The sequence below is a fragment of the Tistlia consotensis USBA 355 genome, from assembly GCF_900177295.1.
Taxonomy (GTDB): domain Bacteria; phylum Pseudomonadota; class Alphaproteobacteria; order Kiloniellales; family DSM-21159; genus Tistlia; species Tistlia consotensis.
This window is the reverse complement of the sequence record NZ_FWZX01000015.1, coordinates 75,736-91,187: the sequence shown is the minus strand read 5'-3', so window position 1 is coordinate 91,187 and position 15,452 is coordinate 75,736. Positions and strand designations below refer to the sequence as shown.

Here is a 15,452-nt window from a genome sequence, read left to right as displayed (position 1 = left end):
CTCCTGCTTCACGGCTATTGGATGACCGGCCCCATGACCGCCTCTGGCAACCACGTGGCGATCTCGGGGAAGACGCACAAGATGATGATCGCCAGCACCATGCAGGCGACGAATGGCAGGGATCCGCGCAGGATGGTCTGCAGGCGGATGTCCGGCGCGATGCCGTTGATGACGTAGAGGTTCAGGCCGACCGGCGGGGTGATCAGGCCGATCTCCATGTTGATCGTCAGCACGGCGGCGAACCAGTAGGGATCGAAGCCGGCGGCCAGCACGATCGGCAGCAGCACCGGCGCCGCCATCAGGATCACCGCGACCGGCGGCAGGAAGAAGCCGGCGACCAGAAGGAACAGGTTGATCGCGCCCATCAGGACCCAGCGGTTGACCTGCAGCTCGCCGATCCAGGCCGCCACCGTCTGGGTGATGAACAGGCTGGACAGCATGTGGCTGAACAGGCCGGCGGCGCCGATGATCAGCAGGATCATCACCGACTCCTTGGTCGAGTCGCGCAGCACCACCCAGAGGTCGCGCACCCGCCACAGCCGGTAGATCGCCACGGCGAAGAGCAGCACCAGCAGGGCCCCGACCGCGGCGGTCTCGGACGGCGTCGCGACGCCGCCGTAGAGCGCGAAGAGCACGCCCAGGATGACCAGCAGGAAGGGGATGACCCGGATCAGCGAGGCGAACTTCTGGCCCCAGCTGTAGACCGTCGGGGTCAGCACCTCGCCGGCGCCGCGCCGCCAGGTGTCGAAGATCGCCCAGGCCATGAACAGCACGACCAGCAGCAGGCCGGGCAGCGCACCGGCCAGGAACAGCCGGCCGATCGAGGTCTCGGTGGCGATGCCGTAGACGATCATCGTGACGCTCGGCGGGATCAGGATGCCGAGCGTGCCGCCAGCGGCGATCGAGCCGGCCGCGACCTCCGGCGGGTAGCCGCGCTTGCGCATCTCCGGGATGCCCATCTTGCCGATCGCGGCACAGGTCGCCGGCGACGAGCCGGACAGCGCCGAGAAGATCGCGCAGGCGCCGAGGTTGGAGACCACCAGGCCGCCCGGCACGCGGGTCAGCCAGCGCTCCAGCGCCTCGTAGAGGTCGCTGCCGGCGCGCGTCGAGGCGACCGCGGCGCCCATCAGGATGAACATCGGGATCGACAGCAGCGCGAAGTCGTTGAGCTCGGCGAACAGCGTCTCGGGCAGCCAGGCGATGGCCTGCCAGTGGTTGAAGTCGAACAGCGCGAGGAAGCCGATCGAAACGAGGATCAGGCCGATCGCGACGGAGATGCCGGAGAACAGCACGACGATCGTCGTGACGCCGACCAGGGCACCGAGCGTGAGGGGATCGAGCTCCATGAACCGCTTTCCTGGTCGCTCACTGACCGGCCGGGCCGCCGGACGGCTCGCCGAGGGGTTTGTCGGGCAGGTCGAAGGGCCGGCTGCGCCCGGCCAGCAGGCCGAGCAGGTCGGCCAGCAGCTGCAGGCTGTAGAGCGCGAATCCGATCGGCACGGCGGCGTAGGGCAGCCAGAGCCGCACGCCCCAGACCGTGTCGGACTTCCAGTCCCCGGCCCAGGCCTCGTGCCAGAAGCCGTAGCCGTAGACCGCGAAGAGGCCGGCGACGCCCAGCGACAGCAGCAGCACGGCGGTCGCCAGGACCGCACGCGCCCGGCCGCCCAGATAGTGCGGCAGCAGGTCGACGTTCACGTGGCCGCGCAGCCGCTGGACATAGGGCATTCCGACCAGCGTCGCGCTCAGCATCATGTAGGTCACGAACTCGGTCTGCCAGATCGTCGAGCGGTCGAGCAGGTAGCGCACGACGATCATCTCGCAGACGACCAGGATGGAAACCGCAATCATGGCGGCCGCGAGCACGCCGCTGGCCAGCGACAGCCGGTCGGCGAAGCGGATGAAGCGCTCGATCATCAGGCGCATCCCTGCTTGAACGGCGGCGGCCGGCCCGCCACGGACCGGCCGCCTGCCCCGTCCGAACCGCTCAGTCGACCGCCAGCGCCAGGTCGAGCAGCCTCTGCCCGTCCGGCACGGCCTTGACGAACTCCTTGTAGGAGCTCTGCTTGGCGAGCTCGCGCCAGGCGAGGAACTGCTCCTTGGTCATGTTGGCGATCTCGACGCCGTTCTTCTTGAACACCTCGGTCGCCTCGGCGTCCTCCTTCTTGGCCTCCTCGAGATAGAAGGCCTCGGCCTTCTTGGCGCCCTCGAGCAGGGCCTTCTGCTGCGCCGCGTTGAGCCGCTCGAAGGACTTCTTCGACATCAGCAGCGGCTGGTACATGAACCAGAGCGCGTACTCGCCGGCCGGGGTGAAGCACTTCGCCTGCTCGTAGATCCGGTAGGACACGAAGCTGGAGGAGCTGGTGTTGACCGCCTGCAGCACGCCGGTCTGCATGGCGTTGTAGATCTCCGAGGACGCCATCGAGGCGATCGACGCGCCGGCCGCGGCCAGCATCTGCTCGAAGGCCTTGCCCGCGGCACGGGTCGTCAGGCCCTGGACGTCCGCCGGCGAGGTGATGCACTTGTCCTTGCCCGCGAAGCCGCCGGCCAGGTAGCCATCGACCAGCACCATGACCCCGTCGTCCTCGGCGATCTTCTTGATCTCCTTCATGAACTCGGAGTTGTCGAGGCGCGCCGCATGGTCGTGGCTCTTCACCAGGCCGGGCATCAGGGTCAGGTTGAACTCCGGATGGACGCCGCCGGCGTAGGCCAGCGGGAAGACCGTCATGTCGAGCTGGCCGCGGCTGACCGGCTGCCATTGCTCCTTGGCCTTGAACAGCGAATGGGTCGGGTAGATCTGGATCTTCAGGTCGACGTTCGCCTGCTCGACATAGTCGGCGACGATCTGCGCCACCTTGTGGCGCACGTCCGAGGTCGACCACTGGTGCGACAGGCGCAGGGTCGTCGCCTGCGCGGCCGACAGGGTGAGGCCGATCGCCGCGGCGGCGGTCAGCAGGCCGGCCGTGATCTTGGGTATCCGCATCGCTTTTCTCCTCCCGTTCGAGCTTGTTGTCTCGTCTCGCTCACCCGGCTTTGCCGGACTGCCGTTACGATAGGCCGCAGGCGAAACACGAGTCCAGTCTTGTATGGAGCATCGCCGTTCTTGTATACAAGGCGGCCTGGGAGGAAAGATGGCAGAGGACGCGGTGCAGAACGGCCGGCAGCGGCTCGCCGACCGGGTTCGCCTGGGGCTGGAGCGCGAGATCGTGACCGGCGACCTGACGCCCGGCACGCGGCTCGACGAGACGCGCCTGGCCGAGCGCTACGAGGTCTCCCGCACGCCGGTGCGCGAGGCGCTGATGCAGCTCGCCGCCAGCGGGCTGATCGAGATGCGGCCGCGCCAGGGCGCGCTGGTCGCCGCGATCGGCACCTTCCAGCTGGCCGAGATGTTCGAGGTGATGAGCGAGCTCGAGGCGCTCTGCGCGCGGCTCGCCGCGCGCCGCATGACCCCGGCCGAGCGCGACGACCTGGCCGCCCTGCACGAGGCCTGCGCGCCCTACCTCGCGAGCGGCGACGCCGACGCCTACTACGAGCTGAACCTGCGTTTCCACGAGGCGATCTACGCCGGCAGCCACAACGCCTTCCTGGAGCAGGAGACGCGCAAGATCCGCCTGCGCGTCTCGCCCTACCGGCGCATGCAGCTGCACCGGCCCGGACGCCTGGCCGACAGCCACGCCGAGCACGGCCGGGTCGTCGCCGCGATCCTGGCCGGCGACCAGGAGCTGGCCGGCCGCCTGCTGAAGGACCACGTCGCGATCCAGAGCGGCACCTTCGTCGACTTCCTGGCGACGGTCGGCGGCCTGCCGGACCGGCGCCCCGGCAGCGCCCGCCCCGGTCGCGCCCACCCCGGCAGCGCGCGACCCGACCAGCCCCCGAAGACTCGGCACCGGACGGGCTGACCGCGGCCCGCTATCCTGCCGTTCCAACCATAAGAAACCCCTTGGAAGAGCGATCCGACCGATGAACCAGAACCTCTTCGCGATCCTCCGCGACTGCTTCCCCGCCGACCGCAGCCGCCCGGCCATCGTCCAGCCCGGCGGCGCCGAGATCAGCTACGGCGAGCTCGAGGCCGCCGCCGGGCGCTACGCGGCCGTGCTGCGCCGGCTCGGCTGCAAGCCCGGCGACCGGGTCGCGGTGCAGGTCGACAAGTCGGTCGAGGCGGTCTTCCTCTACCTCGGCTGCGCCCAGGCCGGCTGCGTCTACCTGCCGCTCAACGTCGCCTACACCGCCGACGAGGTCGCCTACTTCCTGGGCGACGCCGGCCCCGCCCTCTTCGTCTGCCGGCCCGAGGCCGAGGCGAAGCTGAAGCCGGTCGCCGAGGGCGCCGGCGTCGCGCATCTGATGACCCTCGATGCCGGGGGCGACGGCACCCTGGCGGAGGCCGCGCGCGCCGCCAGCCCGGACGGCGCGGTCCACGAAGCGGCGGACGACGACCTGGCCGCGATCCTCTACACCTCGGGGACGACCGGGCGCTCCAAGGGCGCCATGCTGACCCACGGCAACCTCTCGTCGAACGCGCTGACCCTGCGCGACCTCTGGGGCTTCCGCGAGGGCGACGCCCTGCTGCACGCCCTGCCGATCTTCCACGTCCACGGCCTGTTCGTGGCGCTCAACACCAGCCTCGCCAACGGCTCGAAGATCTTCTTCCTGCCGAAGTTCGACGCCGACGAGATCCTGCGCCTGATGCCGCAGGCGACGGTGATGATGGGCGTGCCGACCTTCTACGTGCGCCTGCTGCAGCACCCGGGCTTCACGAAAGAGGCCGCGGCCGGCATGCGGCTCTTCATCTCCGGCTCGGCGCCGCTGCTGGAGGAGACCTTCCACGAGTTCGAGCAGCGCATCGGCCTGCGCATCCTCGAGCGCTACGGCATGACCGAGGTCGGCATGGCCTGCTCCAACCCCTACGAGGAGAAGCCGGGGCGCGAGCGCCGCGCCGGCACGGTCGGCTTTCCGCTGCCCGGCGTCGAGGTGCGCATCGCCGACAGCGAGGGCAGGCTGCTCGGCACCGACGAGATCGGCGTGCTGGAGATGCGCGGCCCCAACGTCTTCAAGGGCTACTGGCAGATGCCCGAGAAGACCAAGGAGGAGTTCCGCCCGGACGGCTTCTTCATCTCCGGCGACCTCTCGAAGATCGACGCCGACGGCTACGTCCACATCGTCGGCCGCGCCAAGGACCTGGTGATCTCGGGCGGCTTCAACGTCTATCCCAAGGAGATCGAGCTGGTCGTCGACGAGATCCCGGGGGTCGGCGAGTCGGCGATCATCGGCCTGCCCCACCCCGACTTCGGCGAGGCCGTGGCCGCGGTCTGCACCAGGACCGGCGGCCAGGCGGTCGAGGAAGCCGAGATCATCGCCGTCTGCAAGCAGAAGCTCGCCAACTTCAAGGTCCCGAAGCGCGTCTTCTTCGTCGAGACGCTGCCGCGCAACACCATGGGCAAGGTCCAGAAGGCCGAGCTGCGCAAGGCCTTCGCCGAGACCTTCAAGGGAGCGTGAGGCAAAAGGCGGCGCAAAACCCTCCAATCCCGCCAAAGTTGCGTTAGCGGTCATGTGCGTATAGCATAATGCCTGCACCTAAGGGGGGCCGCCAGACAATGAAATCGGTAGCTTTTTTTAACAACAAAGGCGGCGTCGGAAAGACAACACTTCTCTGCAATATCGCCTCGTATATGGCGACCGAACTTGGAAAGAGAGTGTTAGTTATTGATGCCGACCCCCAATGCAATGCCACACAGTACATGTTTGATGATAAATTTCTTGAATACCTATATGAAGAAACAAGCTCCTTTACCATATACAATGTCATTCGACCCCTTGCGCAGGGAAAGGGGTACTCCAAGGATATTAAGCTTCACCACAGCCCTCATTTTCATGTCGACGTTATTGCTGGCGACCCACGTTTGGCCTTGACTGAAGACCTTCTAGCTCGCGATTGGGGGGCTGCGACGGCGGGAGACGTTAGAGGGATCCGAACTTCGGTTTTATTCGTTGAACTTCTGAATCGTTATCATCACTATGATGTCGTTTTTTTTGATGTTGGCCCCTCGCTCGGATCGATAAATCGCGCCGTGCTACTGGGCAGCGACTATTTTATTAGCCCCATGGCAACAGATATTTTTAGCCTGAAGGCTATCGAAAACATCGCTGAATGGTTTTCCGAGTGGACCAAGAAATGGAAATCTGGCCTACAAAATAGTGACGCCGAACCAGGCGATATACCTGTGCAAATTCCAGAGACCGTAACATTCGCTGGGTACGTGACACAGCAATACCTCGCCAAAAAAGATTCGACAGGGACGAGACGTGCAGTAAACGCTTACGACAGAATTATTTCCCAAGTTGGGTCAGTAGTTCAAAAGAATTTTTCTGATAGCATTAAATTGATACCCAATGTCACTGACTATAACATCGGAACAATACCGAACCTGTTTAGCCTTATACCGATGTCACAAACGCGACGGAAACCTATATTTGGTCTCGCGAGCGCGGACGGAATTAGAGGCGCACATTTCGCCAAAGTTAGGGATGCCAAAGAGATATTTGGCCGCGTCGCGAGAAAACTCGACAAAAATATCTCGTTGTAACGGGGCCGCACCATGCGATGGTCCCAACCGTTCCTAAATGATCTTGCCCGGAGGCAGGTAGTTGTAGTTCTCGGGGCCGGTGTTTCTAAGAACTCGATATCCAGAGATGGTCGCAAACGCCCGCCCCTGTGGAAAGAATTCCTAGAGCTTGGGGTAGCTCAATGCGGCCCCAGGGGAACTCAGCATATCAAATCCGCCATCAAGGCCGGGGACTACCTTCACGCCTGCGAATGGCTTCAGAAGCGAATGGATGACGATTGGATTGATTTTCTGCGAGGGCAATTCCTGACACCCGGATACAAAGAAAGCGAACTCCACGATAAGATATTTCGCCTCGATCAACGAGTGACATTTTCACTCAACATAGATACAATATATGAAACGTTCGTAACATCCCAAACGAGTGGAAAGACAATATCAAAGCAGTTCTATGACGAAGACGTCCATGCATTTCTGAGAGATCATTCTGACTATATTATAAAAATACACGGCTCAATTGATGCACCAAACAAAATCATCTTTTCTCAAAAAGACTACGCACTTGCGCGCGTTGAGAATTCTCTATTCTACCAAATACTAGATGCTTGCATTCTGTCACATACAATTTTATTTATTGGATGCGGAGTTTCGGATCCAGATGTTAATCTACTCTTAGAAAACCAAAACTTCCGATTTCCGAACTCACTGCCTCACTACATGATAACGCCTTCGAAAATTGGGAGCGATCTTGAAGAATCCCTACGTAAGAATCGAAACCTTAAGTGCATCAAATACGATGACCAGGACAATCACGCCGAGCTATCCAAGTTGATCGAAGAACTGATACAGAAAGTAGATTCTCACCGCACTCCTACGACGTCATAGTTCGTATAGATTTAGGCCGAACGCAGCGCACATATCCAGCAGAAAATCCCCCAGAAATACTTCAACTATCAGCGCGGCTGCGTGATGGTGAAGGCGCCCCGGATGTCGCCGAGGGCGAAGCCGGTGGCCCTGTCGCCCGGATAGGCCTCGGCCAGGGCCGCCCTCACCGCAGGATCCAGCTCGGAGCCGTGGCAGGCGAGGCAGAGCTTGCCGGTCGGGATCGCCTTCATGTAGCGGAACACCTTGCGGCCGTCCTGCTCGACGAAGCCGTAGGTTTCCAGCTCCGAGGGCTTCTCGCCGGCAGCCTTGCGGGCCTCGAAGCCGCGCAGGGTCTCCTGCTCCCAGGCGTCGGGCGCATTGGCGGGGTTGCGGACGCGCAGGCTCGTGCGGCCGACCGTCCAGCCGGTGCGCTGCGAGGCGTCGGCGGCGATCGCCGGCGCCACCTGCTGGCAGACGCCGATCGCGGCGGTCGGCCCGCCTTCGCTCATCGCCCTCGTGAGCTCGCCCTTGAGGGTCTTGGCGAAGTCGGCCACGACCGCCCGGCTCTGCTCGACCCGTCGGGCCGTGTCGTCGTCGGCCGCGGCGACCGCTGCCGCCCCCAGGACCAGGGCCGCGGCCAAGCCCGCCAGCGCCGCCTTCAGGCTCGATGCCATCGCTCCGCTCCCGCGTCGGTTCATCCCGCCGCCAGGATGCCGGCACGCCGCGGCAGCGCCCATGACCTGGGTCAAGGCGCCGCCGGCGGATCGCTCACTCCTCGACCGGGCCGGGATCGGGCAGGTGCACCTCGTGCCAGAGCGCGTTCAGGATGGCGAAGGAGCAGGCCAGCCCGACGCCGAGGATCCAGGAGAAGTACCACATGGCTGAGCCCTTCTTTCGTTCGCCCGATGGCGGTCAGTAGAGGCTGGAGCTGTTCTTCTCGACATAGCCGGCGGTCACCTTGCCGCGCAGCACGCGGAACACGAAGCCGGTGTAGAGCAGCACGATCGGCAGGAAGATCACCGTCGCGATCAGCATCACGAAGAGCGTGAACTGCGAGGAGCTCGCGTCCCAGACCGTCAGGCTGGCCTTCGGCTCGAGGCTGGACGGCATCAGGAAGGGGAAGAGGCTGACGCCCGCGGTCGCGACGATGCCGAGGACCGAGGCCGCGGTCGCCAGGAAGACCGGCAGCTCGCGCCGGCCGGCGGCGAGCAGCCAGGCCAGGGCCGCGCCGCCGAGGCCGAGCAGCGGCGCCGCCAGCATCCAGGGGTGGCGGCCGTAGTTGTCGAGCCAGGCGCCGGGCACCCGGGCGACCTCCTTGGCCAGCGGGTTGGACGGCCCGGCGCCGTCGACCGCCGAGGCGATGACGTAGCCGTCGAGCCCCCAGGCGACCCAGAGCCCGGCCACGACGAAGAGCGCGATGGCGGCCGGCGCGGCGAGGCGCAGGGCACGGCGCGCGCGCGCCTGGATCTCGCCCTCGGTCTTGACCACCAGGTAGGCCGCGCCGTGCATCGCCAGCATGGCGACCGACAGCAGCCCGGCGAGCAGGCCGAAGGGATTGAGCAGGCCGAGAAGCCCGCCGTCGTAGGTCACCCGCAGGTCGGCGTCGAAGCTGAAGGGCACGCCCTGCAGCAGGTTGCCGAAGGCGACGCCGAAGACCAGGGCCGGCACGAAGCCGGCGATGAACAGCCCGGTGTCCCAGACCGCCCGCCAGCGCCGGTCCTGGAGCTTGTTGCGGAAGTCGAAGCCGACCGGCCGCAGGATCAGCGCCAGCAGGGTCAGGAACATCGCCAGGTAGAAGCCCGAGAAGGCCGTGGCGTAGATCGTCGGGAAGGCCGCGAAGACGGCGCCGCCGCCCAGGATCAGCCAGACCTGGTTGCCGTCCCAGACCGGGCCGATGGCGTTCAGCATGACCCGGCGCTCCAGGTCGCTGCGCGCCACGACGGGCAGCAGCATGCCGACCCCCAGGTCGAAGCCGTCCATGATCGCGAAGCCGATCAGCAGCACGCCGAGGAACAGCCACCAGATCAGCCGCAGGGTCTCGTAGTCGATCGGAAGGTGCATGGCGGCGACTCCTCACTCGGCCGGCTGGGGACGCTGCGGCGCGCCGGCCGCGGGCGCCGGGGCCAGGGCCTTGGCCGGCCCCATGCGCACGTACTTGACCATCAGGAAGGCGTCGACGACGGCGAGCACGCTGTAGAACAGCACGAAGCCGGCGAGCGAGAAGAGCACCTGGCCGCCGGTGACGCTGGAGGCCGACAGGAAGGTCGGCAGCACGCCCTCAATCGACCAGGGCTGGCGGCCGTGCTCCGCGACGAACCAGCCGAGCTCGGCCGCGAGCCAGGGCAGCGGCAGGCTGAACAGGGCGAGGCGCAGGAACCAGGTGCGGTCGAAGACGCGCCGGCTGGCGAACCAGAAGGCGGTCGCGAAGAGGAAGATGAAGAAGAAGCCGAGGCCGACCATGATGCGGAAGGTCCAGAACAGCGCCGGCACCGCGGGCACGGTGTCGAGCGCGGCCTTGTGGATCATCGCGTCGCTGGCCGTGCGCGGGTCGGGCGTGTAGCGCTTCAGCAGCAGGGCGTAGCCCAGGTCCTTCTGGTTGGCCATCAGCTCGGCCCGCGCCGCCTGGTCGCCGCGGTCCTGGCGCAGCCGGACCAGGCCGTCGTAGGCCTTCATGCCGTTGCGGATGCGCTGCTCGGCGCGCACCACGAGGTCGTTGATCCCGGGCAGCGGCGTGTCGAAGGAGCGCGTCGCGATCAGGCCCAGCATGTAGGGCACCTTGATCTCGAAGCGGTTGTGGCCGTCCTGGCTGGGCAGCGCGAAGAGCGCGAAGCCGGCGGGCGCCGGCTCGCTGTCCCACATGCCCTCGATGGCCGCGAGCTTCATCTTCTGGTGCTCGGTCACGGTGTAGCCGCTCTCGTCGCCGAGCACGACGACCGAGAGCGCCGAGGCGAGCCCGAAGCTGGCCGCGACGATGAAGGAGCGGCGCGCGAAGTCCAGATGGCGGCCGCGCAGCAGGTAGAAGGAGCTGATCGCCAGCACGAACATCGCGCCGACGACGTAGCCGGCGCTGACCGTGTGGACGAACTTCGCCTGGGCGACCGGGTTGAACAGGATCTCCTTGAAGGAGGTCAGCTCCATGCGCATGGTGTCGGGGTTGAAGGTCGCCCCGACCGGGTTCTGCATCCAGCCGTTGGCGACCAGGATCCACAGCGCCGAGAGGCTGGAGCCGATCGCGACCAGCCAGGTGACGACCAGGTGGCCGACCTTCGAGAGGCGCCCCCAGCCGAAGAAGAACAGGCCGACGAAGGTCGATTCCAGGAAGAAGGCCATCAGGCCCTCGATCGCCAGCGGCGCGCCGAAGATGTCGCCGACGTAGTGCGAGTAGTAGGACCAGTTCGTGCCGAACTGGAACTCCATGGTGATGCCGGTGGCCACGCCCATGGCGAAGTTGATGCCGAAGAGCTTGCCCCAGAAGCGCGTCATGTCGCGCCAGATCTCGCGCCCGGTCAGGACGTAGACGCTCTCCATCACGGCCAGCAGGAAGGCGAGCCCCAGCGTCAGCGGCACGAAGAGGAAGTGGTACATCGCCGTCATGGCGAACTGCAGCCGCGAGAGCGCCACCGGGTCGAAGTCAATCATCGAACGAAGCTCCTTTCACGATGGCACTGCCGTCGGTCAGCCGCCGGGCGGTGTCGAGCGTGCCGGCCGCATGGCCGCCGCCGAACAGGGTGACGCGCAGCAGGACGAGCACCATCAGCTTGAACAGCAGCACCGCGCCGACCCGGCGCGCCAGCGGATGGCCGGCCCGGAAGGGGCTGGCCAGGAAGTCGCCCAGGCTCTGCAGAATAGCGCCCATCGGCTCACCTGCACTCGACGTCGCCGGGATCGCGCCCGGCTCGCGGCCGGCGGACCGGCCGCCGGAAGCGAGGCCCTAGCGACCATTCTGGCACGAGCCGCGGCGTTGATCTGCGTCAAGGTTGTGCGGCTGCGTCGCAGGCCAGATCGGCGGCCGGCGCGGTCCGCTGGCCCCACGCCGATCGGTCGCCGCGCTTGCCCGGCGCGCGCCTCTGGCCTAGCTATCCGGGGCAAAACCGACCAGCCCAGATGTGGAGGACCGCCCGATGACCAGCAACGCCCCCCTGTCCCCGACCCTCGATCCCTGGGCGCTGGCCAAGGAGCTGTCCGGCAGGCAGCTGATCGGCGGCAAGCTGGTGCCGTCCGTCTCCGGCCGCACCTTCGAGGTGCGCTATCCGGCGACCCTGGAGAAGGTCGGCGACGCCGCCTACGGCGAGGCGGCCGACGTCGCCGCGGCCGTCGAGGCCGCGGTCGCCGCCCAGAAGGCCTGGGCCCGGACGCCGGCGCGCGAGCGCGGCAAGCTGATCGTCGAGTGCGGCCGCCTGCTGGAGGCGCACAAGGAGGAGCTGGCCCGCCTGATGGCGCTGGAGACCGGCAAGGCCCTGCGCACCGAGAGCCGGGTCGAGGCCGGCGTGCTGGCCGACGCCTTCGTGTTCTTCGGCGGCCTCGCCGGCGAGCTCAAGGGCGAGACCGTGCCCTTCAGCCCCGACATGATGACCATGACGGTGCGCGAGCCGATCGGCGTGGTCGGCGCGATCATTCCCTGGAACGTGCCGATGATGCTGATGGCCTACAAGATCGCGCCGGCCCTGGTCGCCGGCAACGCGGTCGTGGTCAAGTCGGCCGAGGAAGCGCCCTTCGCCGTGCTGCGCGTCTGCCAGCTGATGAACCAGGTGCTGCCGGCCGGCCTGTTCAACCTCCTTTCGGGCTACGGGCCGGAGTGCGGCCAGCCGCTGGTCACCCACCCGAAGGTCGGCAAGATCTCCTTCACCGGCTCGGTCGAGACCGGCAAGCTGATCTACAGGGCGGCCGCCGAGAAGCTGATCCCGGTGACTCTGGAGCTCGGCGGCAAGAGCCCGATGATCGTCATGGACGACGCCGACCTCGACAAGGCGGTGATGGGCGCCGTCTCGGGCATGCGCTTCACCCGCCAGGGCCAGAGCTGCACGGCGGCCAGCCGGATCTACGTCCAGGCCGGCCTGCACGACCGCTTCGTCGCGGCGCTCAAGGCCAAGGTCGACGCCCTGGTCATGGGCGATCCCCTCGACGAGAAGACCGACATCGGCACGATCGTCTCGCTGCAGCAGTTCGACCGGGTCAACAACTACGTCGACAAGGGCCGCGCCGAGGGCGGGCACGCGCACGAATGCTCCGCCCTGCCCGAGGGCAGCGACAAGCTGAAGGAAGGCTACTTCGTGCGCCCGGTGATCTTCACCGACCTGCCGCGCGACAGCCGCCTGATCCGCGAGGAGATCTTCGGCCCGGTGACCTGCGTCGTGAAGGTCGAGAGCTTCGAGGACGCCCTGGAGCAGGCCAACGACAGCGACTACGGCCTGGCCGCGACGATCTGGACGAAGGACCTCCAGACCGGCCTCCGGGGCGCCCAGCGGCTGGAGGCCGGCTTCGTCCAGGTCAATCAGAACCTGGTGGTCATGCCGAACCTCTCCTACGGCGGCATCAAGCAGTCGGGCCTGGGCAAGGAGGCGACGCTGGAGGCCATGCTCGAGCACTTCACCCACAAGAAGACGATCATCGTCAACCTGGGGTGAGGCGCCGCTCGCGCTCCGCGCCCCCCTTGCCCGTCATCCTCGCGAAAGCGAGGATCCAGACAAAGGCGCGGCCGGTGCGGACTGCCGACGGCCCGCATCGGTGGCAGCGTCTTCTGGATTCCCGCTTTCGCGGGAATGACGGTTAGGGGGGCAGGAGGGAAGGAACGCATGACCGAGCAGCAGACGGTCCTGGTGACCGGCGGCGCGTCCGGGATCGGGCTCGCCATCGTCGAGGCGGCGCTGGCCGAGGGCTGGCGGGCGGTCGTCGTCGACGCCAACGAGGCGAGCCTCGAGCGCTGCCGCGAGACGCTCGGCCAGGCGAAGGAGAGCCTGCGCTTCGAGCGGCTGGACGTCTCGGACGAGGGGGCCGTGGTGCGCTGCCTCGCCGCCTGCGACGAGGCCTTCGGCCCCTTGACCGGGGTCGTCAACTCGGCCGGGATCGGGCGCGACGTGCCGGCGCTGGAGACCAGCGCCGCGCTGTTCCGCTCGATCCTGGAGGTCAACCTGATCGGCAGCTTCCTGGTCGCCCGCGAGGCCGCGAAGCGGATGCGGGCGCGCGGCCGCGGCGCGATCGTCAACATCACCTCGGTCTCGGGCATCGCCGGCAACGAGGGGCGCGTCGCCTACGGCTCCTCGAAGGGCGGCGTCATCACCATGACCAAGGTGCTGGCGGTCGAGCTGGCGCCGCTCGGCATCCGGGTCAACGCCATCGCGCCGGGCCCGATCGACACGCCGCTGGCCCGCCAGGCGCACACGCCGGAGGCGCGCGCGGCCTGGCTGTCGGTCGTGCCGCAGCGGCGCTACGGCGCGCCGGCCGACATCGCGGCGAGCGCCCTCTTCCTGCTCGACGAGCGCAAGTCGGGCTACCTGACCGGCCAGACGATCAACGTCGACGGCGGCTTCACCGCCGCCGGGCTGATGACCGGCCGCTCGGCGGCGCAGACGCCGCCGGCCTGACGAGGACCCCGCGATGAGCCTCTTCGAGTCCAGCGGCATCGAGGTCGTCGGCTGCCATGCCGAGGGCGAGGTCGGGCGGGTCATCGTCGGCGGCGTCGCGCCGCCGCCCGGCGAGACGCTCTGGGACCAGCGGAGCTGGCTCAAGGAGCAGGGCGACGCGCTGCGCCGCCTGCTGCTGTTCGAGCCGCGCGGCGGCGCCTTCGTGCACCTCAACCTGCTGGTCCCGCCGAAGGACCCGCGCGCCGACGCCGCCTTCGTCATCATGGAGCCGGCCGACTACCCGCCGATGTCCGGCTCCAACTCGATCTGCGTCGCGACCGTGCTGCTGGAGACCGGGCGCGTTCCGATGACCGAGCCGGAGACGCGGCTGACCCTGGAGGCGCCGGGCGGCCTGGTCGAGGTCGTCGCCCAGTGCCGCGGCGGCAAGGCCGAGCGGATCACCGTCACCAACGTGCCGTCCTTCGTCTTCGCGCTCGGCGCCACCGTCGAGGTGCCAGGCTTCGGCAAGCTGGACGTCGACCTCTCCTACGGCGGCGACACCTTCGCCCTGCTCGACGCCCGCGCCCTCGGCTTCCGCCTGGAGCGGGCCGAGGCGCGGCGGCTGGTCGAGGCCGGCGAGGCGGTCAAGGCGGCGGTCAACGCGCAGCTGACGATCCGCCATCCGGAGAACCCGGCCATCGACTTCGTCTCCTTCGTGCAGTTCACCCTGCCGCCGGGGACCGACGGACAGGGCCGCATGGTCGGCAGGAACACCGTGGTGATCTCGCCCGGCAAGCTCGACCGCAGCCCGACCGGCACCGGCTGCTCGGCGCGCCTCGCCGTGCTGCAGGCGCGCGGCGAGATCGGCGTCGGCGAGCCCTTCGTCGGCCGCTCGATCCTGGACAGCGAGTTCCACTGCCGCATCGAGCGCCTGACCGAGGTCGGCGGCCGGCCGGCCGTCGTGCCCTCGATCTCCGGCCGCGCCTGGATCACCGGCCACCACCGCTACCTGCTGGACTCGGGCGACCCCTTCCCCGCCGGCTACACCCTGTCCGACACCTGGTTCCGCGCGCTGGATTGAAGCTGAAGCGGCTCCTTCCAGCCCGTCACCCTCGCGAAAGCGAGGGTCCAGAGAAAGGGCGTCAGGGCATGAGCGTCTCGTAGAGGTCGCGCCAGTCGGGATTGCCCCCCTCGATCAGCTGGATCTTCCAGGCGCGCCGCCACAGCTTGAGCTGCTTTTCGCGCTGGATCGCCCGCTCCATCGTGTCATGGAATTCGAAATAGACGAGACGGTGCAGCTGGTAGCGCCTGCTGAAGCCCTCCACCGCATCGGTCCGGTGCTCCCAGACGCGGCGGATCACGTCGCTCGTCACGCCGACGTAGAGTGTGCCGTGCCGCCGGTTCGAGAGGATGTAGACGCAGGGCTGCTTCATGACCGCCGATCGTGCCACGGCGTCTTCCTCTGGACCCT

At 67.1% G+C, this 15,452-nt stretch carries 16 protein-coding genes; 7 read left to right on the top strand and 9 right to left on the bottom strand.

Annotation, left to right across the window (positions count from 1 at the left end):
- Positions 1-14: 14 nt before the first annotated feature.
- From B9O00_RS17855 to dctP, 3 genes are all read right to left on the bottom strand, one after another.
- Positions 15-1,346: a TRAP transporter large permease gene (locus B9O00_RS17855; RefSeq protein WP_085124062.1), complete on the bottom strand. Its 1,332-nt coding sequence runs from the start codon at positions 1,344-1,346 to the stop codon at positions 15-17.
- Between the two features lie 19 nt (positions 1,347-1,365).
- Positions 1,366-1,914, bottom strand: coding sequence for a TRAP transporter small permease (locus B9O00_RS17850; RefSeq protein ID WP_200808553.1), 549 nt, complete (start codon positions 1,912-1,914; stop codon positions 1,366-1,368).
- Between the two features lie 70 nt (positions 1,915-1,984).
- On the bottom strand, positions 1,985-2,980 hold the full coding sequence (dctP, locus tag B9O00_RS17845) for a TRAP transporter substrate-binding protein DctP (RefSeq protein WP_085124060.1): 996 nt from the start codon (positions 2,978-2,980) through the stop codon (positions 1,985-1,987).
- Between the two features lie 148 nt (positions 2,981-3,128).
- Between dctP and B9O00_RS17840 the strand changes: the two genes are divergently transcribed.
- The 4 genes from B9O00_RS17840 to B9O00_RS34260 all read left to right on the top strand — a co-directional run bounded on the left by B9O00_RS17840 (position 3,129) and on the right by B9O00_RS34260 (position 7,442).
- On the top strand, positions 3,129-3,896 hold the full coding sequence (locus B9O00_RS17840) for a GntR family transcriptional regulator (protein ID WP_085124059.1): 768 nt from the start codon (positions 3,129-3,131) through the stop codon (positions 3,894-3,896).
- Between the two features lie 61 nt (positions 3,897-3,957).
- Positions 3,958-5,490, top strand: a complete 1,533-nt coding sequence (locus B9O00_RS17835) for a malonate--CoA ligase (RefSeq protein WP_085124058.1) — start codon at positions 3,958-3,960, stop codon at positions 5,488-5,490.
- 68 nt (positions 5,491-5,558) lie between these two features.
- Positions 5,559-6,578, top strand: a complete 1,020-nt coding sequence (locus B9O00_RS17830) for a ParA family protein (protein WP_085124057.1) — start codon at positions 5,559-5,561, stop codon at positions 6,576-6,578.
- Positions 6,579-6,590: 12 nt separating this feature from the next.
- On the top strand, positions 6,591-7,442 hold the full coding sequence (locus tag B9O00_RS34260) for an SIR2 family protein (RefSeq protein WP_085124056.1): 852 nt from the start codon (positions 6,591-6,593) through the stop codon (positions 7,440-7,442).
- Between the two features lie 68 nt (positions 7,443-7,510).
- Here the strand turns inward: B9O00_RS34260 and B9O00_RS17820 are convergent, their stop codons facing one another.
- The 5 genes from B9O00_RS17820 to B9O00_RS17800 all read right to left on the bottom strand — a co-directional run bounded on the left by B9O00_RS17820 (position 7,511) and on the right by B9O00_RS17800 (position 11,277).
- Entirely contained in the window at positions 7,511-8,095 is a 585-nt protein-coding gene (locus tag B9O00_RS17820) for a Tll0287-like domain-containing protein (protein ID WP_085124055.1), read from the bottom strand.
- Positions 8,096-8,189: 94 nt separating this feature from the next.
- The gene (gene cydX, locus B9O00_RS17815; protein WP_085124054.1) at positions 8,190-8,300 is read right to left on the bottom strand and encodes a cytochrome bd-I oxidase subunit CydX; all 111 of its coding nucleotides are present in this window, start codon (positions 8,298-8,300) and stop codon (positions 8,190-8,192) included.
- A gap of 33 nt (positions 8,301-8,333) precedes the next feature.
- The gene (cydB, locus tag B9O00_RS17810; RefSeq protein ID WP_085124053.1) at positions 8,334-9,482 is read right to left on the bottom strand and encodes a cytochrome d ubiquinol oxidase subunit II; all 1,149 of its coding nucleotides are present in this window, start codon (positions 9,480-9,482) and stop codon (positions 8,334-8,336) included.
- Positions 9,483-9,494: 12 nt separating this feature from the next.
- Positions 9,495-11,060 (bottom strand): cytochrome ubiquinol oxidase subunit I, encoded by a 1,566-nt coding sequence (locus tag B9O00_RS17805; protein WP_085124052.1) that lies wholly within the window; start codon positions 11,058-11,060, stop codon positions 9,495-9,497.
- A complete protein-coding gene (locus B9O00_RS17800; protein WP_085124051.1) occupies positions 11,053-11,277 on the bottom strand; it encodes a hypothetical protein in 225 nt (74 codons plus the stop codon). Before B9O00_RS17800 ends, B9O00_RS17805 begins: the two co-directional genes overlap by 8 nt.
- A gap of 265 nt (positions 11,278-11,542) precedes the next feature.
- Between B9O00_RS17800 and B9O00_RS17795 the strand changes: the two genes are divergently transcribed.
- The 3 genes from B9O00_RS17795 to B9O00_RS17785 all read left to right on the top strand — a co-directional run bounded on the left by B9O00_RS17795 (position 11,543) and on the right by B9O00_RS17785 (position 15,062).
- Positions 11,543-13,045, top strand: coding sequence for an aldehyde dehydrogenase family protein (locus B9O00_RS17795; RefSeq protein ID WP_085124050.1), 1,503 nt, complete (start codon positions 11,543-11,545; stop codon positions 13,043-13,045).
- 168 nt (positions 13,046-13,213) lie between these two features.
- The gene (locus tag B9O00_RS17790) at positions 13,214-14,002 is read left to right on the top strand and encodes an SDR family NAD(P)-dependent oxidoreductase (RefSeq protein ID WP_085124049.1); all 789 of its coding nucleotides are present in this window, start codon (positions 13,214-13,216) and stop codon (positions 14,000-14,002) included.
- 13 nt (positions 14,003-14,015) lie between these two features.
- Positions 14,016-15,062, top strand: coding sequence for a proline racemase family protein (locus tag B9O00_RS17785; protein WP_085124048.1), 1,047 nt, complete (start codon positions 14,016-14,018; stop codon positions 15,060-15,062).
- A gap of 61 nt (positions 15,063-15,123) precedes the next feature.
- Here B9O00_RS17785 and B9O00_RS17780 read toward each other — a convergent pair whose 3' ends face one another.
- The gene (locus B9O00_RS17780; RefSeq protein ID WP_322111175.1) at positions 15,124-15,432 is read right to left on the bottom strand and encodes a GIY-YIG nuclease family protein; all 309 of its coding nucleotides are present in this window, start codon (positions 15,430-15,432) and stop codon (positions 15,124-15,126) included.
- Positions 15,433-15,452: the final 20 nt, after the last annotated feature.

Coding starts and splice junctions, on each gene's coding strand:
- B9O00_RS17855 (WP_085124062.1), bottom strand. CDS start 1,346: ATGGAGCTCGATCCCCTCACGCTCGGTGCCCTGGTCGGCGTCACGACG.
- B9O00_RS17805 (WP_085124052.1), bottom strand. CDS start 11,060: ATGATTGACTTCGACCCGGTGGCGCTCTCGCGGCTGCAGTTCGCCATG.
- B9O00_RS17850 (WP_200808553.1), bottom strand. CDS start 1,914: ATGATCGAGCGCTTCATCCGCTTCGCCGACCGGCTGTCGCTGGCCAGC.
- B9O00_RS17800 (WP_085124051.1), bottom strand. CDS start 11,277: ATGGGCGCTATTCTGCAGAGCCTGGGCGACTTCCTGGCCAGCCCCTTC.
- B9O00_RS17790 (WP_085124049.1), top strand. CDS start 13,214: ATGACCGAGCAGCAGACGGTCCTGGTGACCGGCGGCGCGTCCGGGATC.
- B9O00_RS17835 (WP_085124058.1), top strand. CDS start 3,958: ATGAACCAGAACCTCTTCGCGATCCTCCGCGACTGCTTCCCCGCCGAC.
- B9O00_RS34260 (WP_085124056.1), top strand. CDS start 6,591: ATGCGATGGTCCCAACCGTTCCTAAATGATCTTGCCCGGAGGCAGGTA.
- dctP (WP_085124060.1), bottom strand. CDS start 2,980: ATGCGGATACCCAAGATCACGGCCGGCCTGCTGACCGCCGCCGCGGCG.
- B9O00_RS17840 (WP_085124059.1), top strand. CDS start 3,129: ATGGCAGAGGACGCGGTGCAGAACGGCCGGCAGCGGCTCGCCGACCGG.
- cydB (WP_085124053.1), bottom strand. CDS start 9,482: ATGCACCTTCCGATCGACTACGAGACCCTGCGGCTGATCTGGTGGCTG.
- B9O00_RS17830 (WP_085124057.1), top strand. CDS start 5,559: ATGCCTGCACCTAAGGGGGGCCGCCAGACAATGAAATCGGTAGCTTTT.
- B9O00_RS17820 (WP_085124055.1), bottom strand. CDS start 8,095: ATGGCATCGAGCCTGAAGGCGGCGCTGGCGGGCTTGGCCGCGGCCCTG.
- B9O00_RS17795 (WP_085124050.1), top strand. CDS start 11,543: ATGACCAGCAACGCCCCCCTGTCCCCGACCCTCGATCCCTGGGCGCTG.
- B9O00_RS17785 (WP_085124048.1), top strand. CDS start 14,016: ATGAGCCTCTTCGAGTCCAGCGGCATCGAGGTCGTCGGCTGCCATGCC.
- cydX (WP_085124054.1), bottom strand. CDS start 8,300: ATGTGGTACTTCTCCTGGATCCTCGGCGTCGGGCTGGCCTGCTCCTTC.